Here is a 20,891-nt window from a genome sequence, read left to right as displayed (position 1 = left end):
GTGCCCGCCGCGGCCGCCGCCGCGGTCGCGCTCGCGGCGGTTCTCGACCGTCTGTTCGCGGAGCCGCCGGCGCGCCTGCACCCCGTGGTCTGGCTCGGCAAGCCCGTCGGCGCCGTCGACCGCCGCTTCCGCGGCTCCGCGCTCGCCGGCCTCCTCGCCGCCGCGGCGTTCCCGCTCGCGTTCGCCGGCGCGGCCGCCGCCGTGGTGTGGGCCGGCGGCGCCCTCGCGGCCGGCGTCGCTCCGCGGGGACTCGGCCTCCCCGTCGCGACCGCAGCCGCCGCCGTCCTCGCCGGGCTGGTGCTGTTCTCCTGTTCGAGCCTGCGGATGCTGCTGGACGCCGCGAGCGAGGTGGTGGCGCTGTCGGCGACGGACCTCGACGCGGCGCGGGACGCGCTCCCGGCGCTGGCCGGCCGCGACCCGAGCGACCTCTCCGCGGCGGCGGTGCGCTCGGCCGCCGTCGAGAGCGCCGCGGAGAACCTCGCCGACGGACTGGTCGCGCCACTGCTGGCGTTCTCGCTGGCGGCGGCCGGGGCGTCGCTTCTCGGCGCGTCGACGCCGTTCCTCGCGCTCCCGCTCGCCGCCGCCGCCGCGGCGTGGGTGAAGGGGGTGAACACGCTCGACTCCATGCTCGGCTACCGCGAGAAGCGGGCGGGGCGGGCGCCCGCGCGTCTCGACGACGCGGTCATGTGGCTCCCCGCTCGGACGAGCGCGCTCTGTCTCGGAGTGGCGGCGCGGTCGCCGGGCGCCGTCGCCCGGGCCCGCGAGTGGGCTCGCGTTCCCGCCTCGCCGAACTCCGGGTGGCCGATGGCGACCGCGGCGGCCGCCCTCGACGTGCGCCTCCGGAAGCCGGGCGCCTACGACCTGAACCCCGACCGGGATCTGCCCGACGTCGAGACGGCCGCCGACGGGGTTCGCCTCGTCGGGCGAGCGGGCTGGACCGCGGTCGCGCTCGCGGGGGTGACCGCGGCCGTATGACCGGCGCGGACGGCCCGAGCGACGACGCCGACCCGAGCGACGGCGCCGACCGGCCCGCGGCGCCGACCGGGCGCGCCGAGCCGATCCCCGCGCTCCGCGGTGCGTTCGGTTTTCTGACCCGATTTCCGGTCCCGGGCGGAGAGCTCGCGGACTGGGACGCGTTCCGGCGGTCGCCGTGGACGCTCCCGGTTGTCGGCGCAGTTCTGGGGGCGGTTGCCGGCCTCGCGTTCGCGCTCCCGGTCCCCGCACCGACCGCCGTCGCGGCGTACCTCCTCGCGCTCTACCTGCTCGGCGGGATCACGCACGCGGACGGGCTGGCCGACCTCGGCGACGCGCTGTCCGTCCACGATCCGGAGAAACGGCACGCCGTCCTGAAGGACGCCGAGACGGGCGTCGGCGGCGTGCTCGCGCTCGGGGTGACGCTCGCGGCGCTGACGCTCGGCGCGGTGGGTCTCGCGACCACGGCCGCGGCCGCCGGCGTGGCGTTCCGGATCGCCCTCGCCGCCGAGGTCGGCGCGAAACTCGGCATGGCGCTGCTCGTCTGTCTCGGCGGGCCCGCCCACGAGGGGCTCGGCTCACAGCTCGTCGGCGTCGTCGGGCCGCTGTCGGCGGTCCCGGCGGTCGTCGTCGCCGCGCCGGTTCTGCTCGCGCCGCCGACCGGCGCGCTCCCGGCGCTTGCGACTGCGCTACTTGCCGGGCCCGCGGTCGCGCTGGCGGTGCTGGCCCGGAGCGATCGGTGGGTCGGCGGCGTCAGCGGCGACCTGATCGGCGCGGCGAACGAACTCGGGCGCGCGGTCGCGCTCCACGCGGGGGTGGTCGCGTGGGCGCTGACGTGACGGGCGACCCGGAGCCGGTCCACGAGCCGGTCCCGGCGGTCCTGCTGTGTGGCGGGCGCGGAACCCGGCTCTCCGGCGCCGACGCGCCGTCCGCGGTCCGGGACGCCGAGAAGCCGATGCTCCCGATCGCCGGCGAGCCGATGGTCGCGCGCGTCCTCGACGCGCTGCTCGCCGCGGAGCGGGTCGGGGTCGTCCACGCGGTCACCTCCCCGCACACGCCCGCAACGGCGGGGTTCCTGGAGGACCGAGCGACGGCCGCCCGCTCCGACGAAGAGGGCTCGCGCCCCGTCCGCGTGATCGAGGGTTCCGGCGAGGGGTACGTCGCTGACCTCGACGCCGCGATCTCGCGCGTGGGAACGCCCGCCGTCACGGTCGCCGCGGACCTTCCCCTCCTTGCGCCCGCGGACGTGGACGACGCGGTCGCGCACGCGGCGGGCGACTCGCTCGCGGTCTGTGTCCCCGCCGCCCTGAAGCGGTCGCTCGGGGTCAGCGCGGACACGACGTTCTCGGCCGCGGACGCGGGCTCCGGGGAAGGCGAGGTGATGGACGGCGCGGGCGACGACCGCGAACTCGCCCCCACCGGCCTGAACGTCGTCGGCGAGGGCGACGACCGGCTTCGGGTCCGCGAGGACGCGGCCGGCCGGCGGCTCGCGGTGAACGTCAACCGCCCCCGGGACGCTGCGGTCGCTGATCGGCTGCTTTCCGAGGGCGAGTGAGTCGGAGCGAACCCCCGTGTTGGGGACCGTGTTCGGGCTGTTTCTGCGTCTGTTGCGGACGTTGTTGATCTGGACAGCAACACCTCGAAAGCCCCAGCCGGCTGCCCCTTTCAGTCCCGCCCCGCACCGCGACCGCAGCCTCACGCCCCCCCAGCCTCGCCGCGGCCGCGGTCGCGCGACCGCACCACAGCGCGACCGCGGTCGCGGGCTCCCTCGCGCGCGTTTCTCGCGCGCGCCGACAGCACAGCATCACAACAGCCCAGTACCGCAACAGCACCGTACCGCAACAGCACAGCACCACAACAGCACCGTCTCCACAACAGGATCACCTCACGGCGTCGTTCACGTCACGCTAACGCGGTGTGTCCCCTCAGATCCCCTTGCCCATCAGGTGGCTACGGAGCACGTCGGGCGTCTTCACGCCGCTCTCGGTGTTGATCAGGACGACCTCGTCGTCCGGGTCGAAGAAGTCCTCCTGTGCGAGGGCCCACGCGCCCGCGGGAGCGACCCCGCCCGCGGCGCCCATCTCCAACACCTCGTTCTGCGCGACGGTCACCGCGCTCTCGAGGATGTCGTCGTCGCTCGCGGTGACGCCGCGGCCGCCCGTCGCGCGGACCGCCGCGACCGCGGCCGCACCGCCCGCGGGGTCGGGGATCTCCAGTTCGCCGCAGATCGTGTCCGGCGTCTCCCACGGCTCCGGCGCGTCGAGACCGCGGTCCAGCGCCGCGGAGACCGGCGCGCACCCCTCGGGCTGGGCGGCGACCAGCGTCGGCACCGCGTCGAGAAGCCCCAGCTCGCGGAGCTCGCGGAACCCCTTCTCGAGCCCGACGATCAGCTCCCCGGTGCTGGTCGGGACGACGACCGCGTCGGGCACGTCCCACGCGCGGTCCGCCGCGATCTCGTAGGCGACCGTCTTCGCTCCCTCGTGGCGGTAGGGGGTGGTGAACGCCCCCAGGTCCGTGTAGTCGGTCGCGAACTGCTCGTCGACGGCCGCCGCGGCGTCCGGGAAGCGGCCGCCGACGACGCGCATCTCGCCGCCGTGGACGTTCGTCATCGCCTTGTTCGAGAAGGCGCACCGCGAGGGGACGAACGCGTACGACCGCAGGCCCGCGCGGCCGGCGTACGCAGCCATCGACTGCCCCGAGTTGCCGGGCGTCGCGGCCGCGAGCGGCTCCACGTCACGGGACGCCGCGTGCTCGCTCGCGGCCGCGACCGCGAGACACATCCCGCGGTCGTGGAACGTTCCGGTCGGGTTGCGCGCCTCGTCCTTTATCAGCACCTCGCCGACGCCGAGTTCGCCGGCGAGCCGGTCGGCGCTCACGAGCGGCGTCCCCCCCTCGGCCGCCCCGGGGAGCGCCGCGGCCGGGAACGGTAGCAGCGCGTCGAACCGTCCGACTCCGCGGCCGCGTGCGGCCTCGGAAGCCGCCTCGCGGAACGCCGCCGAATCGACGGCGTCGTAGTCGTAGGTCGGGTCGAGCGACCCGTCACACTCCGGGCACCGGCCGGCCGTCGTCGCGTCGTGGACGGCGCCGCAGCCTCGGCACTCCAGCCCCTCGAACGCGTCCGTCGTCTCCATGCACGGCCCTTGTGACAGCGGCGACTAAGCCCTTCCCGTCTCGGCTCGCTCGGCCGCGGGAGCGGACCGCCGCCCTCCGCCGCCGGGACTTTTGGCCCCGCGCACCCAACGACGGGCATGGACGACGACTCCGAGGTCGCGGTGGTCGGCGGGGGGCTCGCGGGGCTGACGGCGGCCGCCCGGCTGGCCGAGCGGGGCCGCGACGTGACCCTCTTCGAGCGCCGCGAGCGCGTCGGTGGCCGCGTTCGGAGCCGGACCGTCGACGGGTTCACGCTCGACCGCGGGTTCCAGGTGCTGTTCACCGCCTACCCGGCGGTCCGCGAGGAACTCGACCTCGACGCGCTCGACCTCCGGCGGTTCGCGCCCGGCGCGACGATCTGTCGCGATGGGTCCCGAGCCGTCCTCTCCGACCCGATCCGGGACCCCCGCCACGCGGTCGAGTCCGCGCTGAACCACGAGGTACCGCTGACCGACAAGCTCCGGACGCTCGCGCTCAGACACGACCTCCTCCGGCGCCCCGAGGTGGAGTTCTTCGTCGGTCCGGACGAGTCGATCCGCGAGTACCTCGACGAGTGGGGGTTCTCCGACGCCTACGTCGAGCGCTTCGTCGAGCCGTTCTACGGCGGGATCACGCTCGACCGGAGTCTCTCGACCTCCTCGCAGGTGTTCGAGTACACCTTCCGCGCGATGAGCCGCGGCGGAATCGCGGTGCCGGCTGCTGGCATGGCCGCGGTCCCCGACCAGTTGGCGGCCCGCGCGAGCGAGGCCGGCGCGCGGATCGAGACCAGTCGCGAAGTCGTCCGGATCGACGCCGAGGGCGGCGAGGAAGGGGGGAGCGCCGACGGCGCGGACGCGACCGTCTCCTTCGCTGACGGCACCGCCCACGCCGCGGACGCCGTCGTCGTGGCCGCGGACCCGAAGACGGCGCGCCGACTGACCGACGTGCGCTCGGTCCCGACGGAGGGCGTCGGTTGCGTCTCCGCGTGGTACACGCTTCCGGAGGGAGCCACCTTCGAAGCCGGCGGTCGGATCCTTCTCAACGCGGGCGACGAGCGGCCGAACACGGTCGTCCCGATGTCCGACGTCGCGCCGGAGTACGCGCCCGACGACCGCGCGCTGATCAACGCGACGTTCGTCGACGAGGCGGCGCCCGACGCCGACGACGGAACGCTCCACGCGGCGACCCGCGAGGCGCTGGCGTCGTGGTTCCCCGAGCGCTCCTTCGAGGGACTGGAGCCCGTCGCAGTCGACCGGATCCCGTTCGCACAGTTCGCACAGCCGCCGGGGTTCCGGGCGGACCTGCCGAGCGTCGACGACCCCGACGGGCCGGTGTGTCTGGCCGGCGACTACACCGAGTGGTCCTCGATACAGGGTGCGATGGCGAGCGGGCGGGCCGCGAGCGACGCGGTCGCGGAGCTGTTGGCGGAGTGAGAGCCTCGGTGGTCCGGACGGCTACCGGGTCCCCCGAGTCTCCGGGACCGGATCGACCGAAGCCTCTCCCTCGACGTGTGCGCTCGCGGTGGCGTACGCCTCGCGGACGCGCCTGAACGCCGCCTCGTCGCCCCCCTGGTCGGGGTGGACCTCCTTGACGCGCTCGCGGTAGGCCCGCTTGACCGCCGCGGCGTCCGCGGTTCGCGGGACGCCGAGTTCGTCGAACGCGGCCGCGACCGGATTCGGCGTCCGGCGGGCCCGCGGTTCCGGTTCGGGCACGTCGAAGGGGAGCCGCCGGCCCAGCGAGTGGCCGGGGAGTTCGTGCTCGGCGAGCACGGCGCTGACACCGGCCTCGCGCAGTCGGAAGTAGTCGTGTGCGTCGAAGGTGATCGCCACCTCGCGCTCGGGGAGGAAGAACGGAACCGTCACGCCGTCGACCGCGTGGTTCTCGCGGACGCGCTCCCCGATGGAGCGCAGGTAGTCTCGCACCTCCATCCGTCGGCGTTCGGCGCCGTCCACGCTGGGCCCGCCGCCGGCGCGGTTGCGAGCCGGGAACAGCCGGTCGGCGGCGTAGAAGGTCGCGGCGACGACGCCGGTCGCGGCAAGCCCCAGCGCGACGCCGACGAGCAGCCACGCCGGCAGGAGTCGGACGATGTCGACGACCACACCCCGCGTAGGGACGCGGGGCTCAAGAACCTCTCGTCGGTGTCAGTCGTCGCTAGCACGGCAGAACGGAGGTCGCGAGTGCGGTCCGGCCGACTCAGAGCATGCCCTGCGACTTCAGCCCCTCGATGACGTCGTCGACGAGGGAGTCCACGTCGGCGTAGGGGAACTCCTGTTCGCTGCCCAACTTGGCCGCGAGCTCCATCGCGGTGAAGCTCACGTCGCCGGCCTCGAACTTCGTCGCCGGACCGTCCGGCAGCGCCGGAACGAGGTCCATCTGGCTGTCGACCGGAAAGTCTGCGCCCTCGAAGGCGTCGCGGAACTGTGCACGGAGTTCGGCTTCGACGTCAGTCATGTCTCCACGTCCAGCCACGGACCGCAAAAGCGTTCCGGAACAACGGTAAACTGGTTCTTGGTGGATCCGTGCGCGGATCCGGGTCGGCGTTCCGGAACCTCCGCGGTTATGTCGACGGAGCCGCCACGCTCGGGCATGTCGTTCGACTTCGACTTCGACCTGCTGCGCGAGTTGACCGAGGCGCGGGGCGTCCCCGGCTACGAGGACCGCGTCCGCGAGATCGTCCGCCGCGAGTTCGCGGAGAGCGTCGACCGCGTGCGCTCCGACGCGATGGGCAACGTCGTGGGCACGATCGAGGGCGAAAGTGACTACGCGGTCGCCGTCGCCGCCCACATGGACGAGATCGGCTTCATGGTCAGACACGTCACCGACGAGGGGTTCCTGCAGGTGGACCCGCTCGGCGGCTTCGACGCCCGCGTCCTGCGCGCTCAGCGCGTGACGGTCCACGCCGAGGAGGCGGATCTCACCGGCGTCATCGGGTCGGTTCCGCCGCACACGCTCACGGAGGAGCAACGCGAGGCGGACGACGAGGTCTCGGACGTCTACATCGACGTGGGCCGCGACGGCGAGGCGGTCGGGGACCTCGTCGACGTGGGCGACCTCGTGACGCTCGACCAGACGACCACGCGGATGGGCGACCGCGTGACCGGAAAGGCGCTCGACGACCGGGTCTGCGTCCTCGCGATGCTGGAAGCGGCGCGGCGGATCGAGGACCCGGCGGTGACGGTCCACTTCGCCGCGACCGTCCAGGAGGAGGTGGGCCTCCGCGGCGCCGAGGCGCTCGGCGTCGACATCGACCCCGACCTGGCGGTGGCGCTGGACGTGACCGTGGCGAACGACGTGCCGCAGATCCCCGACGAGGCCGACGCGGTCACCCGGCTGGGCGAGGGAGCCGCGATCAAGCTGAAGGACTCCTCGGTGATCACGAACCCGAAGGTGACGGCGCGGCTCCGGGACGTTGCGGCGGCGGAAGGGATCGACCACCAGACGGAAGTGCTGCCCGCGGGCGGGACGGACACGGCCGGGTTCCAGAACAGCGCGGGCGCGAAGCCGGTCGGCGCGCTGTCGATCCCGACGCGGTACCTCCACACGGTGACCGAGACCGCGGACGGCGACGACGTCGCGGCGACGATCGACCTGCTGACCGCCTTCCTGGAGTCGGAGACGGGGGAGAACGACTACACGTTCTGAGACCGGCACGGGTCGGCCGCGGCGCTCCGGCGGCGCCGCTCGACGATGGCGAACAGGCGGCGCACCGCTCCGCGTCCCCGGCGGCGCGCCGCGCGACCGCCTCGACGCGCCGAGGACTCCGTTCAGGTCACGGGGCGGGTTCGCCGCGTCATGGGTGATAAATGACCGGAGCGGTCCGAGCGGCGAACCAAAGTATTCACTACGGGGCGTCGCCAACCGGGAGGTATGAGTACGGACGACGTCTCCCGGCGCAGGTTTATGCGGACTGCCGGCGGGGCCGCGGCGGCGGGCGCGGCGGTCGGCGCGAGCGGCACGGCGGCCGCTCAGGAGGAGGAGCCCGACTGGCCGAGCGCGACCGAGGGCAACGTCAACAGCTACCAGGACGCCCGCGGACAGGACGAAGTGACGGTCTCGGTCGGTGCCGGCGACGGGCTGGCGTTCGACCCGACCAAGATCTGGGTCGACCCCGGGACGACGATCGTCTGGGAGTGGACTGGCGCGGGCGGCGACCACAACGTGCACGCGGTCGAGGGGCCGGCGTCATTCCAGAGCGAGATCGTCGGCGAGGAGGGCCACACCTTCGAGTACGAGACCAGCGAGGAAGACGTGGGGATCACCCACTACCAGTGTGACCCTCACCAGCAGGTCGGGATGCACGGCGGGCTCGCGGTCGGCAGCGACATCCCGACGGTGGACACGGGCGGCGGCGAGTCGAACGCCGTCTTCATCCCCGACGCCGCGAAGGCGCTCGGCGTGGCGACGTTCATCGCGATGGTCGCGACGCTCGGGCTCGCGTTCTTCTTCATCAGCTACGGCGGCGACGGCGGCGCGGCCCAGTAGGCCGTCTCGTCGCGCCGAGAAGCCGATCTCTGCCTTCGGTCAGGACTCCCCGTTCAGCAGCGACCGGTACCGTTCCAGAACCGTCTCAAGCACCGCGCCGTGGTCGTACTCGGCGTACGTCTCGTCGACGGTCCGGTGGTCGAGCGCGCTCGCGTCGGTGATCTCCGCCGCGAGTTCCGCGGGGCTGGTGACCAGGCTCGACCGCTCGCGCCCCTCCACCAGTTCGTGCGCGCTGGAGCCGGCCTGGTACTCCACGAGGCCGACGCAGCCGCAGGCGAGCGCGCGCAGGAGGTCGACCGCAAACGTCTCGCGCGTGGCGGTCCACGCCGCGACGTGCGCGCCGCGGAAGAGGGGGATCCGCTCCGCGACGGGCAGGTCGCCGAGGAACGTCACGCGGTCGTCGATCCGGAGGTCGCTCGCGGTGCGTTCGGCGGCGGCACGCTCGGGTCCGTCGCCGATCACCGCCGCGTTCCAGTCGCGGCCGCGGAGCTCCGCGAGTCCGAGCAGGAACGTCTCCACGTTGGCGTGCCGGTCGATCCGCCTGGAGTAGACCAGGTCGAAGCGGTCGTCGACCGGCGCGTCGCGGACCGCGTCGAAGTCGACGCTCTCGGGGACCACCGTCACCGCGTCGTCGCTCGCGCCGTGTTCCCACACCCGGGTTCTGACGGTCCTCGCGGGCGTGAGGACGGCGTCCGCGCCGCGGGCGGCGAGCCGGTAGCGGCCCGCGGCGTCCGTCGGGCGGTCGTCCCACCAGTCGACGACGACCGGGACGCGGAGGAGCCGCCCCGCGAGCTCCGCCGCGACCGCGCCGCCGGGCGGACTGTTGACCGCGTGGACGAGCTCGGGGCTCGCCCGGCGGAGCGCCGACGGCAGTGTCGCGACGAAGCGGGCGGGCGCCGGCTCCCGGGTCACTCGCCGGTAGGTGATCCCGTCCTCCTCGAAGGCGTCGTGGTCGCCGCCCCACCACTGCGCGCACAGCCACGTCACGCGGTGGCCGCGGTCGGCGAGCAGGCGGGCGAACCGTCGCGTCCGGGTCCGGGCGGGCGTCTCCCCGTGGTGGGGAGTGAACAGCGAGACGAACGCGACGCGCATGCCCGAGCCAACCGCGTGCCCCGACATAAATGCCGGCGGTTCCGGCGACGCGGTTTCGGTCGACCGCGGGATGAGGCGCCCGTCGGCGACGGTCCCCGACGGCCGCCTCCGTTCGAAAGGCGGTCGCACCCTCGCCCACCCGAAGGGGTTTGCCCCGGGCGAGCGAAGCGGTCGCATGGAGCAGTACGACGTCGACCGCTACCTCAACGTCCGCAGCGCCGGCGGAGCCAGCCTCGGTCCCGACGGCCGGCTCTCGTTCCTGATCGACACGACCGGCACCTCGCAGGTCTGGTCGCTCGACGCGCCCGAGGCGTGGCCCGACCAGCACACCTTCTTCGAGGACCGCGTCGCCTTCGTGGACGCTTCGCCGGAGCGCGACGAAGCTGTCTTCGGCATGGACGAGGGCGGCAACGAGCGCGCGCAGCTGTACCGCCTCGACTACGCGACCGGGACCGTCACGAACCTCACGGAGCGCCCCGAGGCGAAACACCGGTGGGGCGGCTGGGCGAGCGAGGGCGACCGGTTCGCGTTCGCCTCGAACCGCCGCGACGAGGCCGTCTTCGACGTGTACGTGCAGGGTAGCGCGGAGACCGGGAGCGACGCGGACCTCGTGTACGAGGGCGACGGCTGGCTCTCGCTGGCCGGGTGGTCGCCGAGCGACGACCGCCTGCTCGTGGTCGAGGCCCACTCCTCGTTCGACCAGGACCTCCACGCGCTCGACGTGGCGAGCGGCGAGCTCCGCCACCTCACGCCCCACGAGGGCGACGTACGCTACGGGAGCGCCGAGTGGGGTCCCGACGGCGAGGCGGTCTACTGCGTCACCGACCGCGACTCCGACACCCTCCGACTGGAGCGGCTGGACCTCGAAACGGGCGAGTGGGACGTCGTCGCGGCCGGCGGCGAGTGGAACGTCGACGGCGTCTCGGTCGACGAGGACTCGCGCCGCCTGGTCTACTCTCGAAACGTCGAGGGGTACACGGAGCTGACGGTCGGCGAACTCGTCGCGCCCGACCGGATCGACGAACTTCCCGACCCGGACCTCCCCGAGGGCGTCGCCGGCGGCGTGAGCTGGGGCCCCGAGGGCGACCGCTTCGCCGTCTCCGCCTCGGGTCGGGGGACCAACGGGAACGTCTACGTCGTGGAGACGACCACCGGCGAGACGGAGCGGTGGACGAACGCCTCCACCGCCGGCATCCCGCCGGAGACGTTCGTGGCGCCGGAACTCGTGCGCTACCCGACGTTCGACGGCCGCGAGATCCCGGCGTTCTTCTCGGTGCCGGAGACGGAGCCGCCCGAGGGCGGCTACCCGGTCGTCGTGGACGTCCACGGCGGGCCGGAGTCACAGCGCCGGCCCTCCTTCGCGGGCGTGACGCAGTACCTGCTCAACCACGGCTACGCGGTGTTCGAGCCGAACGTCCGGGGGTCGTCGGGCTACGGGAAGGCGTACGCCGCCCTCGACGACGTGGAGAAGCGCATGGACTCGGTGCAGGACGTGCGCGCCGGCGTCGAGTGGCTCCACGACCACCCCGAGGTCGACCGCGACCGCGTCGTGGCGATGGGCGGCTCCTACGGCGGGTTCATGGTGCTGGCGGCGATGACGGAGTACCCCGACCTGTGGGCCGCGGGGGTCGACGTGGTCGGCATCGCGAACTTCGTCACCTTCCTCGAGAACACCGGCGACTGGCGCCGCTCCCTGCGCGAGGCCGAGTACGGCAGCCTCGAGGCGGACCGCGAGTTCCTGGAGTCCATCTCGCCGGTCAACAACGTCGACCGCATCGCCGCGCCGCTGTTCGTCCTCCACGGCGCGAACGACCCGCGCGTCCCGGTCGGCGAGGCCGAGCGCATCGTCGAGGGCGCCCGCGAGCAGGACGTGCCGGTCCGGAAGTTGATCTTCGAGGACGAGGGCCACGGCTTCTCGAAGCTGGAGAACCGCAAGGAGGCGTACCGCGCGGTCGTGGAGTTCCTCGACGAACACGTCTGAGGGCCGGCGGTTTTTGGACCACTCGGAGGCTCAGAGGTCCCGTCTCAGACCACGTCGCCGCGCACCGAGGTCCCCTCGCTCTCCGCGCGTTCGGCGGTCACGGCCTCGGCGGCCGCGGCCGCCGCCTCGGGGTCGGCGCCCATCCCCTCGAGTGCCGCCTCGAGTGTCGGCATGGCGAACGACCCCTCGCGAAGCTTCTCGAACGCCTCCGGGTCGCGTTGCCCCTCCGCCCACAGGCAGACGCCGCGGGGGTCGAGCACCTCGTCGTACGCCTCGCGCGCGAGCGCGCCGCGGAGCCGCTGGGTCACGTTGTCGCCGAAGCCCGTGTTGCACACCTCGAGGTGGACCGGCTCCGTGACCCCGTCGAGCAGGTGGGCGGCCAGGCACTTCTCGGGCGCCGCGTAGCCGTTGTCGCTCGCCCGGATCCACTCGGGGTGGGCGGCCGCCCACTCCGCGCGGACGGTGCTGTCGATCCCCTTCACGCCGTACTCGGCCTCGAAGTCAGTCGCGTCGGCGGCGCCGTCGTCGCCCGCCGTCGCCGACGCGTCGCCGCCCGCCGTCGCCGCCGCACCGGCGCCGCTCCGGCCGCCGCCGAACAGCACGTCCTTGGTCACGTACACGTCGAGGCGCTCGACGGGGTCGAGCCCGAGCGCCACGTCGCCGTACACCCACACCTCCCGGACGGGGACGGGCATCGTCTCGGTCGCGACCGTCTCCACGACGGACGCCGCGCGGTCGACGGCGGTCTCGCGGTCCATGTGCACCAAATTGGCGACGGGGGGTGAAACGGATTTCGTCCGCGGTTCGCGGCGCTACTTCTCGATGATCGACTCCTCGACGGTCTCGCCGAAGTGCCGCGCCACGTCCTCGTAGTAGCAGAGCACCTCGTCGCCCGGCTCCAGGTCCGTGACCGCGACGCGGCCCCCGCGGGTCGGGACCTTGATCGTCTCGGCGTTCTGGAGCAGCGTCTCGACGCGGTCGGTCCCCTCCGCGGTCTCGACCTCGGCCTCGACGCGGAACATGGGCCGTTTCTCGATCTTCACGCGGCCGACGATGGCCTCGCGGGTGTGCCCCTCGGTGTCGACGACCTGCACGTCGTCGCCGGACTGCAGCTCCGCGAGGTACTTCGTGCCGCCGTCGGGCGTGCGGACGTACGCGTGGACCGCACCGGCGTTGACCCGGAACGGGCGGGAGGCGACGTACGGCGACTCCGCGGTCTCGGCGTGGACGAAGAAGAGGCCGCGCGACATCGACCCGACGAGCATCCCCTCGTCGTGGTCGAGCAGGCTACCGGTGTCGATGCAGACGCGGTCGGCCATGCCGGTCGGCTCCACTTCCAGCACCTCGGCGTAGGTGAGCTCCAGCTGCTCGCGCTCGGCGGCGTCGCGGGCCTCCACGGCCCCGCGGATCTCGTCCGGGGAGTCCGAGTCGATCAGGACGCCGTCGGCGCCGGTCTCCAGCGTCTCGAAGGCCGTCCGGGCCTCGGCGGCGGTGGTCGCGCCCGCGATCAGGTGCGTCTCCTCGCCGACGCGGGCGATCAGGTTCTCCAGCGGGATGATCGTCCAGTCCTCGCCGATGACGACGGTGTAGTCGGCCTCGGCCGCGGCCTCCTCCGCGAACGCCTCGTACTCGGTGTCGAGGATCCGGACGTACGCGCCCTGCGCGCGGTCGTCGCGCCGCCGGAGCGTCGTCAGGTCCGCGGAGCCGGAGAAGTCATCGGGCAGGTCGATGGTGCCGTCGCCCTCGCTGTCCTTGCCGACGAAGTAGAGGTCCGCCTCCCCCTCGGGCTCGGCCGCGTCGACCACGTCCGCGTCCGAGCGGAACGCCGCTACGTTCACGTCGCCCAGCTCGCGGACCCGGGAGACGTCCCCCTCGTCCACGAGCACCCAGTCGACGCCGGCCTCGATGCCCGCGGTGATCCGCCGCTTCCGGTCCTCCCAGTCGCCGACGGCGTCGTCGGCCTTGACCCAGACGGTACGCGTCATTACCGAAGAGTCGCGGCCGCGCGGCTTCAAAACTGCGGAAGGTGCAGGCCGGTGCGGCCGGGATGCTGTGGTGGTGCTGGGACGGGCCGTGGGCGGCGCTGGGGCGGTGCTGTGGCGGCGCTGGGGCGGTGCTGTGGCGGTGCTGTGCTGTCGGCGCGCGCGAGAAACGCGCGCGAGGGAGCCCGCAGTCGCGGTCGCGCAGCAGCGCGGTGCGGTCGCGCGACCGCGGCCGCGGCGAGGCTGGGGAGGCGCGAGGCTGCGGTCGCGGTGCGGGGCGGGACTGAAAGGGGCAGCCGGCTCGATCCCGCCCGGACGACGCAAGCACTCGCGTCGGGTGTTGCGGAGAGACGCGAGCGCGCAGCGAGGCCCGGCGGGTCGAGCCGGCTGGGGGCTTTCTGGGTGTTGCTGTCCAGATCAGCAGGATCTACGACAGAACGATTTCTGTATGAGGGAGAGCCGGCTGGGGCTTTCTGGGTGTTGCTGTCCAGATCAGCAGGATCTACGACAGAACGATTTCTGTATGAGGGAGAGCCGGCTGGGGCTTTCTGGGTGGTGCCGTCGAGCACAGTAACAGGACCCACGAGCGCCGGAACTCTCTCCCGACGACCGGCCCGACGCTCACCCCGCAAACGCGCAGTCACCGCCGCTCCCGTTCAACAGCAGGACCAGCCCCCGTCGACGTACAGCGACTCGCCGGTGACGTACCCTGCGGCGTCGCTGGCGAGGAACAGGATCGGTCCGGCGATGTCCTCGGGGTGACCGGCGCGGCCGAGCGGGACCGGCTTGAGGAACGCGTCCTCGCGGGCGCCCTCGACCGCCTCCTCGGTCCAGCCCTCGAAGAACTCGGTGGCGATCTGGCCGGGCGCGACCGCGTTGACGCGGATCCCGTGGTCGGCCAGTTCCAGCGCCGCGTTCCGGGTGAGCATCTCGACGGCCGCCTTCGTCAGGTCGTAGCCCGCCTGGTCGTGCTGTGCGAACCGGGCGCTGATCGACGCGACGTTGACGATCCGCCCCGGCTCGCCCCGCCGGACCATGTCCTCGGCGGCCGCCTTCGTCCCCGCGAAGTAGCCGCGGACGTTGGTCTCGTAGAGACGGTCCAGGTCGCCCGTCGAGTGCTCCAGCAGGGGGTCCGAGACGTACTCGGCGGCGTTGTTCACCAGCACGTCGACGCCCCCCTCGGCGCGGGCCGCCTCGATCACGTCGCCGATTTCTCCCGGGTCCGCCACGTCGCACTCGACGAACACCGCGTCGCCGCCCGCCTCGCGGACCGCCTCGTGGGTCGACGTCTCGGCGTTCACGTCCTTCGGCGCCTCGCGGCGGTCGGCCACGACGACGAACGCGCCCGCCGCGCCGAGGCGCTTCGCGGTCGCGCGCCCGATGCCCGAGGCGCCGCCGGTCACCACCGCCACCTCGCCGTCGAAGTCGAACCGAACCATGAGTCGTCCGGCGGCCGGGCGCGACAAAAACGCGGCGGCCGGTGCGGCGACGGCGCCGCGACAGCGCCCCGACAGCGCGACCGCTCCGCGACGCCGCTCGGAAGCCGTAAAACGTGTCGTAACGCGCGGTTACGCCTCGACCAGCCCGGCCGCCCGCAGCGCGTCTTCGACGTCGCGATCTTCGTGAACGACGGCGCTGACGGCGCGCGCGATGGCCTCGGGCTTCTCGTGCTGGAAGATCGACCGGCCCATCGAGACGCCCGCGGCGCCGCCGTCCATCGCGCCGCGGACCATTTCCACGGTCTCGCGGTCGGTCCCCTTCGAGCCGCCGGCGATGACGACCGGAAGCCGCGTCGACTCGCAGACGTGCTGGAAGGAGTCGCCGTCGCCGGAGTAGCCCGTCTTCACCACGTCGGCGCCCAGTTCCTCTGCGAGCCGGACGGCGTGGCCCAGCGCCTCGGGGTCGTCGCCTTCGACGCCCGGTCCGCGGGCGTACGCCATCGCGAGCACCGGGAGTCCGAGCCGGTCGGCGTCGTCGGTCAGCTCCGCCAGGTCCTCGATCTGTTTCGGCTCGTAGTCGGAGCCGACGTTGATGTGGAAGGAGACGGCGTCGGCGCCCGCGCGGACCGCCTCCTCGGCGGTAGCCGTGACGCGTTTGTCCTGCTCGTCGGGGCCGATGGTCGTCGACGCGTTCGCGTGGACGATGTAGCCGGCGTCGTTCTTGTTCGGGTGGACGCGGTCGGCGATGCCCTTCTGGGTGAGCACCGCGTCCGCGCCGCCGCTGGTGACGCCGTCGATGGTGGCTTCGATGTCCTTGAGCCCGGTGACGGCGCCCATGGTGATCCCGTGGTCCATCGGGACGATGAGGTAGCGGTCGTTCGTGGAGATGCGCTCGAGTCGTGCGGAGAGTCCTGCTGTCATGGTGTGTGCTGGTGTGTGTCGCGGTGAGTCCGCCGGGGCCTCCGACGGTCGGTTGTGTGAGACTGTGGCAAACGCGGATAAGTGGCTTTCGTTCGGTGCGACGCTATCGGGCTTCCGGTGACGGCGACCGTTGCTCGTACCCGCGTTCAGCGCCGGCCGCGAGTTCGCGCGAGAGCGCCTCCAGTCGGTCGGCGACCTCCTCGACGGGCAGGTCCTTCTCGGCCCCCTCGGCGACGATGTCGACGAGCGCGGAGCCGACGATGATGCCGTCCGCGCCGGCGGCGACGATGCGCTCGGCGTGGTCGCCCGCCGAGATGCCGAAGCCGACCGCCTTGGGCACGTCCCAGTCGGAGAGCCGCGCGAGGCTCTCCTCCGTCTGGTCGGAGACGTCCGCCTTCGCGCCCGTGGTGCCGAGCCGCGCCTGCACGTAGACGTAGCCGGAGACGCGGTCCATGATCCGCTCCAGTCGCTCGCCGCGGGTGGTCGGCGCGACGATGAACACCAGGTCGAGGCCGAACTCGTCGCAGGCCGCGCGCAGGGGGTCCGCCTCCTCCGCGGGGAGGTCGGGGACGACGAGCCCCTCGAGCCCGACCGCGGCCGCCCGCTCGACGAAGGGGCGCGGTCCCTGCTCGTCGCCGTACTGGTAGATCAGGTTGTAGTAGGTCATACAGACCAGCGGCGCGTCGGTCTCGACCGCCTCGACGAACGCGAAGAAGCGGTCGGGGGTCATCCCCGCCTCCAGCGCGCGGACGACCGCGCCCTGAATCGTCGGTCCCTCCGCGACCGGCTCCGAGAAGGGGAGCCCCAGCTCGATGACGTCCGCGCCGCCGCGGTCGAGCGCCTCGACGTACGCCAGCGAGGCCTCGTAGCTCGGGTCGCCGACCGCGAGATACGGGATGAACGCCGGCCCGTCGGCGAACGCCGCGGCGATGGCCTCGCTGTTGCCGGTCGCCGGCGGGGAGGAAGCGCCGCCGGCCACGTCGTCCCCCTCGGTCCCATTGTCCGCCATTCAGATCCCCCCCGAGAACTCCGCCATGTCCGGGGCGTTCTCGATGTCCCGCTTGTCGGTCTCCTCGATGACGGCCTCGAGGTCCTTGTCGCCGCGGCCGGAGACGTTGATCAGGACCGACTCGCCCAGGTCCGCGTGGTGCTCCTCGACGTACGCGACCGCGTGCGCCGACTCCAGCGCGGGGATGATCCCCTCGGTGCGCGAGAGCAGGTGGAACGCCTCCAGCGCCGCGTCGTCGCCGACCGAGACCGGCGTGACGCGCCCCTCGTCGACGAGGTTCGCCAGCTCCGGGCCGACGCCCGCGTAGTCGAGCCCCGAGGAGACCGAGTGGCTCTCGACGATCTGTCCGTGGGGGTCCTGGAGGAGCTTCGTGCGCGCGCCGTGGAGCACGCCCTCCTCGCCGGCGTACAGCGACGCGGAGTTGGGCGCGACGCCCGCCTCCGCGTCGATCTCCAGCGTCGAACCGCCGGCCTCGACGGCGTGGAGCGCCACGTCCTCGTCGTCGACGAACTCCGCGAACGTCCCCATCGTGTTCGAACCGCCGCCGGCGCAGGCGACCACGTCGGTCGGCAGGCCGCCGGTCTTCTCGCGGGCCTGCTCGCGGGCCTCCTCGGAGATGACCGCCTGGAAGTCCCGCACCATCGACGGGAAGGGGTGGGGGCCGACGACGCTCCCGATGACGTAGTGGGTGTGCTCGACGGAGCCCGCCCAGTCGCGCATCGTCTCGGAGATGGCCTCCTTGAGCGTGCCGCGACCCGCGGTGACCGCGTTGAGCTCCGCCCCGTTGAGCTTCATCCGGAAGACGTTGGGGCGCTGGCGGTTGATGTCGCGCTCGCCCATGTATATCTCGCAGGGCATGTCGAGGTGCGCGGCCGCCATCGCGGTCGCGGTGCCGTGCTGGCCGGCCCCGGTCTCCGCGATGATGCGCTCCTTGCCCATGTACTTCGCGAGCAGCACCTGCCCGAGCGCGTTGTTGAGCTTGTGCGCGCCGCCGTGGACGAGGTCCTCGCGCTTGAGGTAGACGTCCGTGTCGTACCGCGCCGAGAGCCGTTCGGCGTGCTGGAGCGGCGTCGGCCGGCCGCCGAAGTCCGCGAGCCGGCGCCGGAACTCGTCCATGAAGCCGTCCTCGTTGTCGAGGACGTAGCGCTCGTAGGCGTCGGTCAGCTCCTCGATGGCCGGCATCAGCGCCTCGGGGACGTACTGGCCGCCGTAGCGGCCGAACTTCCCGTCGGCCGCGCCGTCGTTGCCGCGCTCTCCCTCGCGTCGGTCCGTCTCCGGTGGTGTCTCCGAACTCATGTCGATGTCTCCTCGGCCGGGGTCCCTTCATCCGACGTCTCCGCCGCGTTCACCAGCCGTCTCGTGTTCGCCGCTACGTCCCCGTCCATGATGGCGCTTCCGACGAGCAGCGCGTCCGCCCCCGCGTCGCGCATCCGGCGCACGTCCGCGGGGGACCCGATCCCGCTCTCGGCGACCAGCGTCACGCCCTCGGGCACCGCGGGCGCGACCGCCTCGAACGTCGAAAGGTCGACCTCGAGCTGTCCGAGATCGCGGTTGTTGACGCCGATCAGGTCCGCGCCGGCGTCGAGCGCCCGGGTCAGCTCCTCGCGGTCGTGGACCTCCACGAGCACGCGGAAGCCGCGGTCGCGCGCCGCCGCGAGCAGGTCGGGGAGGTCCTCGCCCACGAAGCGCGCGATGAGCAGGACGATGTCGCTCTCGACGGCGTCCAGCTGCGCCTCCTCGACCACGAAGTCCTTGCGGAGGACCGGCACGTCGACCGCCTCGCGGACGCGGGCCAGCCGGTCCGTGGAGCCGCCGAAGTGCTCGGGCTCGGTGAGCACCGAGAGCGCGGCCGCGCCGCCCGCGACCATCGCCTCGGCCAGTTCCACGGGGTCCTCGTCGCGGGTTCCCTCGGTGGTCGGGCTCGTCGGTTTCACCTCGGCGATCACGGGCACGCGCCCCGCCGACTCCGCCGCGGCGAACGCCGCCTCGAGGTCGCGCGGGTCGACCGACACGCGCTCGCGCCCCCCGCCGTCGACGGCCTGCTCGGCCTCCCGCCCACGTTCGCGAGCGGCGTCGAGGATGGAGCGAACCGCCGGGGCCAGCTCCGCCTGTGTGTCCTCCATTACTGTACACTAATGTACGCATCTGTTCATAAGGCTTGCGCACCGGGGGCGGATCCGGTGCGACGGAGCGTCGCGTCGGGGTGACGTCGTCGCCCCGGCAATCGCACCGTAAACGCGCTATAAACGACCCGAAAAGTCCGTAAACGCATGACACAGCACCGCGACCGCACAGCACCGCGACCGCACAGCACCGCGACCGCACGGCACCGCGACCGCACAGCACCGCAACCGCACAGGACCCCGACCGCACGCCGGACGGACATCTAGCACCTAGCACGCTTCGTGAGACAGAGAGCGGAGCCGTCCACGACGCTGGTCTCAGCGCCGCAACCGAACCGCCCGCAATCCTCCCGCCGGTCCGATCGCCGTCCGACTTAAGGACGCCGCGGGCGGAAGGGCGGTATGGTCAGCATGGGAACGACGGGCGTGTACGCGCGGACGTACGACGCCCTCGACCGCGCGGTGGAGGTCGGGTTCGCGGGCGGGCGCGTCATCTCGGTGGAGTTCCCCGAGACGGTGCCCGACGACGCCGACGCGGACCACGAACTGCTCGACCGGATCGCCGACTACCTCGCCGGGTCCGAGGAACCGTTCGCCGAGGAGCCGATCGGCCTGACGGTCCCCACCGACAGACGCGACGTGCTGGAGGCCGCCCGGCAGGTCCCCTACGGCGAGGAGACGTCGGTGAGCCAGGTGACCCGGATGGCCGGCCTCGACGACAACGACCCCGAGGACCTCGACCTCGTCACGGCGGCGCTCGGCGCGAACCCCGTCCCGCTGTTGATCCCCGACCACCGCGTGCAGGGCGGCCCGTACGCGACCCCCGCGGGCGTCCGCGGGACGTTTCGGCGAGTCGAGGGCCTGCGCTGATCGCCTGCTGAAGGACAAAAGGGTCCGACCGCACCGCCGCGTTACTCGTCGTGGCGGAGCTCGCGCACGCGGTCGATGTTCCACGCGAAGGACTTCCCGTCCTCGGTGGGCGTCTCCAGCGCGAACGGCACGTCCGCGAGGTCGGGGTGGTTGACGATGCGCTCCATCCCCTCCTCGCCGATGTGGCCCTCGCCGATGTGGGCGTGCTCGTCCTTGTTGGTCCCGCAGGCGTGCTTGGAGTCGTTGAGGTGGATGTACTGCAGGTGCTCTAACCCGACCACGTCGTCGAACTCCCGCACGGTCTCGTTGACCGCGGGTGCCGAGGAGAGGTCGTAGCCGGCCGCGAACGCGTGGGCGGTGTCGATGCACACGTTGATGTCCGTCTCCGTGCGGTCGATGATCCCCGCGAGGTGCTCGAAGTCCCCGCCGAGCTTCGTACCGGAGCCGGCGTCGGACTCGATCAGGATGGTGACGCCGTCGGGCACGTCGATGTCGTCGATGACGGAGGCCGCGTTGTCCAGCCCGCCCTCCACGCCCGCGCCGGTGTGGGCACCGAGGTGGACGTTCACGTACGGGATGTCGAGCTGCGCGGCCGCGTCGACCTCCTTCTGCATGGAGTCGAGCGACTTCTCGCGGAGGTCCTCCTTCGGCGTACAGAGGTTGACGAGGTAGGAGGTGTGGATCACCCACGGCCCCTCGAGGTTCTTCTCGGTGCCCGTGCGGAACTTCTCGGCCTCCTCGTCGCCGATGTTCGGGTCCTGCCACACCTGCGGCGAGTGGGTGAATATCTGTCCGCAGTTGCCGCCGACCTCGATCTGGTTCTCGACGGCGTTGTCCACGCCGCCCGCTATCGACACGTGCGCGCCGACCTTCAGGCTCATGCCCGGGACT

At 72.7% G+C, this 20,891-nt stretch carries 20 protein-coding genes; 8 read left to right on the top strand and 12 right to left on the bottom strand.

Annotation, left to right across the window (positions count from 1 at the left end; translation table 11 throughout):
* Genes ACZ432_RS10380 through ACZ432_RS10370 form a run of 3 tightly spaced genes read left to right on the top strand, consistent with a single transcriptional unit; the run spans position 1 to position 2,527 of the window.
* Positions 1–975: a CobD/CbiB family cobalamin biosynthesis protein gene (locus ACZ432_RS10380; protein ID WP_426964531.1), complete on the top strand. Its 975-nt coding sequence runs from the start codon at positions 1–3 to the stop codon at positions 973–975.
* Positions 972–1,811, top strand: coding sequence for an adenosylcobinamide-GDP ribazoletransferase (gene cobS / locus ACZ432_RS10375; RefSeq protein WP_426964530.1), 840 nt, complete (start codon positions 972–974; stop codon positions 1,809–1,811). Before ACZ432_RS10380 ends, cobS begins: the two co-directional genes overlap by 4 nt.
* Positions 1,796–2,527, top strand: coding sequence for an NTP transferase domain-containing protein (locus ACZ432_RS10370; protein ID WP_426964529.1), 732 nt, complete (start codon positions 1,796–1,798; stop codon positions 2,525–2,527). Before cobS ends, ACZ432_RS10370 begins: the two co-directional genes overlap by 16 nt.
* A 370-nt stretch (positions 2,528–2,897) precedes the next feature.
* Here the strand turns inward: ACZ432_RS10370 and ACZ432_RS10365 are convergent, their stop codons facing one another.
* Complete coding sequence (locus ACZ432_RS10365; protein WP_426964528.1) at positions 2,898–4,103, bottom strand: threonine synthase; 1,206 nt, start codon at positions 4,101–4,103, stop codon at positions 2,898–2,900.
* Between the two features lie 117 nt (positions 4,104–4,220).
* Here ACZ432_RS10365 and ACZ432_RS10360 point away from each other — a divergent pair, with 117 nt between their 5' ends.
* Complete coding sequence (locus ACZ432_RS10360) at positions 4,221–5,534, top strand: NAD(P)/FAD-dependent oxidoreductase (RefSeq protein ID WP_426964527.1); 1,314 nt, start codon at positions 4,221–4,223, stop codon at positions 5,532–5,534.
* Positions 5,535–5,555: 21 nt separating this feature from the next.
* Here the strand turns inward: ACZ432_RS10360 and ACZ432_RS10355 are convergent, their stop codons facing one another.
* Positions 5,556–6,200, bottom strand: a complete 645-nt coding sequence (locus ACZ432_RS10355) for a J domain-containing protein (protein ID WP_426964526.1) — start codon at positions 6,198–6,200, stop codon at positions 5,556–5,558.
* 94 nt (positions 6,201–6,294) lie between these two features.
* Positions 6,295–6,552 (bottom strand): MTH865 family protein, encoded by a 258-nt coding sequence (locus tag ACZ432_RS10350; RefSeq protein ID WP_058367281.1) that lies wholly within the window; start codon positions 6,550–6,552, stop codon positions 6,295–6,297.
* A gap of 135 nt (positions 6,553–6,687) precedes the next feature.
* On the opposite strand from ACZ432_RS10350, the gene ACZ432_RS10345 reads away from it, so the two are divergent.
* Both ACZ432_RS10345 and ACZ432_RS10340 read left to right on the top strand, forming a co-directional pair.
* The gene (locus ACZ432_RS10345; RefSeq protein WP_426964525.1) at positions 6,688–7,743 is read left to right on the top strand and encodes a M42 family metallopeptidase; all 1,056 of its coding nucleotides are present in this window, start codon (positions 6,688–6,690) and stop codon (positions 7,741–7,743) included.
* Positions 7,744–7,968: 225 nt separating this feature from the next.
* Positions 7,969–8,583, top strand: coding sequence for a plastocyanin/azurin family copper-binding protein (locus ACZ432_RS10340; protein ID WP_426964524.1), 615 nt, complete (start codon positions 7,969–7,971; stop codon positions 8,581–8,583).
* Positions 8,584–8,622: 39 nt separating this feature from the next.
* Here the strand turns inward: ACZ432_RS10340 and ACZ432_RS10335 are convergent, their stop codons facing one another.
* Entirely contained in the window at positions 8,623–9,675 is a 1,053-nt protein-coding gene (locus ACZ432_RS10335) for a glycosyltransferase family 4 protein (protein WP_426964523.1), read from the bottom strand.
* A 175-nt stretch (positions 9,676–9,850) separates the two neighbouring features.
* Here ACZ432_RS10335 and ACZ432_RS10330 point away from each other — a divergent pair, with 175 nt between their 5' ends.
* A complete protein-coding gene (locus ACZ432_RS10330; RefSeq protein WP_426964522.1) occupies positions 9,851–11,656 on the top strand; it encodes a S9 family peptidase in 1,806 nt (601 codons plus the stop codon).
* 44 nt (positions 11,657–11,700) lie between these two features.
* Here ACZ432_RS10330 and ACZ432_RS10325 read toward each other — a convergent pair whose 3' ends face one another.
* The 7 genes from ACZ432_RS10325 to trpC form a co-directional block, all read right to left on the bottom strand.
* The gene (locus tag ACZ432_RS10325) at positions 11,701–12,414 is read right to left on the bottom strand and encodes a DUF7095 family protein (protein WP_426964521.1); all 714 of its coding nucleotides are present in this window, start codon (positions 12,412–12,414) and stop codon (positions 11,701–11,703) included.
* Between the two features lie 54 nt (positions 12,415–12,468).
* Positions 12,469–13,641 (bottom strand): 3-dehydroquinate synthase II, encoded by a 1,173-nt coding sequence (locus tag ACZ432_RS10320; protein WP_426964520.1) that lies wholly within the window; start codon positions 13,639–13,641, stop codon positions 12,469–12,471.
* A gap of 653 nt (positions 13,642–14,294) precedes the next feature.
* Positions 14,295–15,077 (bottom strand): SDR family NAD(P)-dependent oxidoreductase, encoded by a 783-nt coding sequence (locus ACZ432_RS10315; RefSeq protein WP_426964519.1) that lies wholly within the window; start codon positions 15,075–15,077, stop codon positions 14,295–14,297.
* A gap of 129 nt (positions 15,078–15,206) precedes the next feature.
* Positions 15,207–15,998 (bottom strand): 2-amino-3,7-dideoxy-D-threo-hept-6-ulosonate synthase, encoded by a 792-nt coding sequence (locus ACZ432_RS10310; protein WP_426964518.1) that lies wholly within the window; start codon positions 15,996–15,998, stop codon positions 15,207–15,209.
* A 103-nt stretch (positions 15,999–16,101) separates the two neighbouring features.
* Entirely contained in the window at positions 16,102–17,007 is a 906-nt protein-coding gene (gene trpA / locus ACZ432_RS10305; protein WP_426964517.1) for a tryptophan synthase subunit alpha, read from the bottom strand.
* Positions 17,008–18,303, bottom strand: coding sequence for a tryptophan synthase subunit beta (gene trpB / locus ACZ432_RS10300; protein WP_426964516.1), 1,296 nt, complete (start codon positions 18,301–18,303; stop codon positions 17,008–17,010).
* Entirely contained in the window at positions 18,300–19,130 is an 831-nt protein-coding gene (trpC, locus tag ACZ432_RS10295) for an indole-3-glycerol phosphate synthase (RefSeq protein ID WP_426964515.1), read from the bottom strand. Before trpC ends, trpB begins: the two co-directional genes overlap by 4 nt.
* Before the next feature lie 402 nt (positions 19,131–19,532).
* On the opposite strand from trpC, the gene ACZ432_RS10290 reads away from it, so the two are divergent.
* Positions 19,533–20,000 carry an MGMT family protein gene (locus tag ACZ432_RS10290; protein WP_426964514.1) on the top strand — a complete coding sequence of 156 codons (468 nt, stop codon included), beginning with the start codon at positions 19,533–19,535 and terminating at the stop codon, positions 19,998–20,000.
* Between the two features lie 41 nt (positions 20,001–20,041).
* Here ACZ432_RS10290 and ACZ432_RS10285 read toward each other — a convergent pair whose 3' ends face one another.
* On the bottom strand, positions 20,042–20,875 hold the full coding sequence (locus tag ACZ432_RS10285; protein WP_426964537.1) for a deoxyribonuclease IV: 834 nt from the start codon (positions 20,873–20,875) through the stop codon (positions 20,042–20,044).
* Positions 20,876–20,891 lie beyond the last annotated feature (16 nt).

The organism is Haloparvum alkalitolerans, from assembly GCF_055381565.1.
Note: the sequence above shows the minus strand (reverse complement) of the source record. Positions and strands in the feature narration are given on the sequence as shown.

Coding starts and splice junctions, on each gene's coding strand:
- cobS (WP_426964530.1), top strand. CDS start 972: ATGACCGGCGCGGACGGCCCGAGCGACGACGCCGACCCGAGCGACGGC.
- ACZ432_RS10365 (WP_426964528.1), bottom strand. CDS start 4,103: ATGGAGACGACGGACGCGTTCGAGGGGCTGGAGTGCCGAGGCTGCGGC.
- ACZ432_RS10360 (WP_426964527.1), top strand. CDS start 4,221: ATGGACGACGACTCCGAGGTCGCGGTGGTCGGCGGGGGGCTCGCGGGG.
- ACZ432_RS10350 (WP_058367281.1), bottom strand. CDS start 6,552: ATGACTGACGTCGAAGCCGAACTCCGTGCACAGTTCCGCGACGCCTTC.
- ACZ432_RS10345 (WP_426964525.1), top strand. CDS start 6,688: ATGTCGTTCGACTTCGACTTCGACCTGCTGCGCGAGTTGACCGAGGCG.
- ACZ432_RS10340 (WP_426964524.1), top strand. CDS start 7,969: ATGAGTACGGACGACGTCTCCCGGCGCAGGTTTATGCGGACTGCCGGC.
- ACZ432_RS10335 (WP_426964523.1), bottom strand. CDS start 9,675: ATGCGCGTCGCGTTCGTCTCGCTGTTCACTCCCCACCACGGGGAGACG.
- ACZ432_RS10330 (WP_426964522.1), top strand. CDS start 9,851: ATGGAGCAGTACGACGTCGACCGCTACCTCAACGTCCGCAGCGCCGGC.
- ACZ432_RS10325 (WP_426964521.1), bottom strand. CDS start 12,414: ATGGACCGCGAGACCGCCGTCGACCGCGCGGCGTCCGTCGTGGAGACG.
- ACZ432_RS10320 (WP_426964520.1), bottom strand. CDS start 13,641: ATGACGCGTACCGTCTGGGTCAAGGCCGACGACGCCGTCGGCGACTGG.
- ACZ432_RS10315 (WP_426964519.1), bottom strand. CDS start 15,077: ATGGTTCGGTTCGACTTCGACGGCGAGGTGGCGGTGGTGACCGGCGGC.
- ACZ432_RS10310 (WP_426964518.1), bottom strand. CDS start 15,998: ATGACAGCAGGACTCTCCGCACGACTCGAGCGCATCTCCACGAACGAC.
- trpA (WP_426964517.1), bottom strand. CDS start 17,007: ATGGCGGACAATGGGACCGAGGGGGACGACGTGGCCGGCGGCGCTTCC.
- trpB (WP_426964516.1), bottom strand. CDS start 18,303: ATGAGTTCGGAGACACCACCGGAGACGGACCGACGCGAGGGAGAGCGC.
- trpC (WP_426964515.1), bottom strand. CDS start 19,130: ATGGAGGACACACAGGCGGAGCTGGCCCCGGCGGTTCGCTCCATCCTC.
- ACZ432_RS10290 (WP_426964514.1), top strand. CDS start 19,533: ATGGTCAGCATGGGAACGACGGGCGTGTACGCGCGGACGTACGACGCC.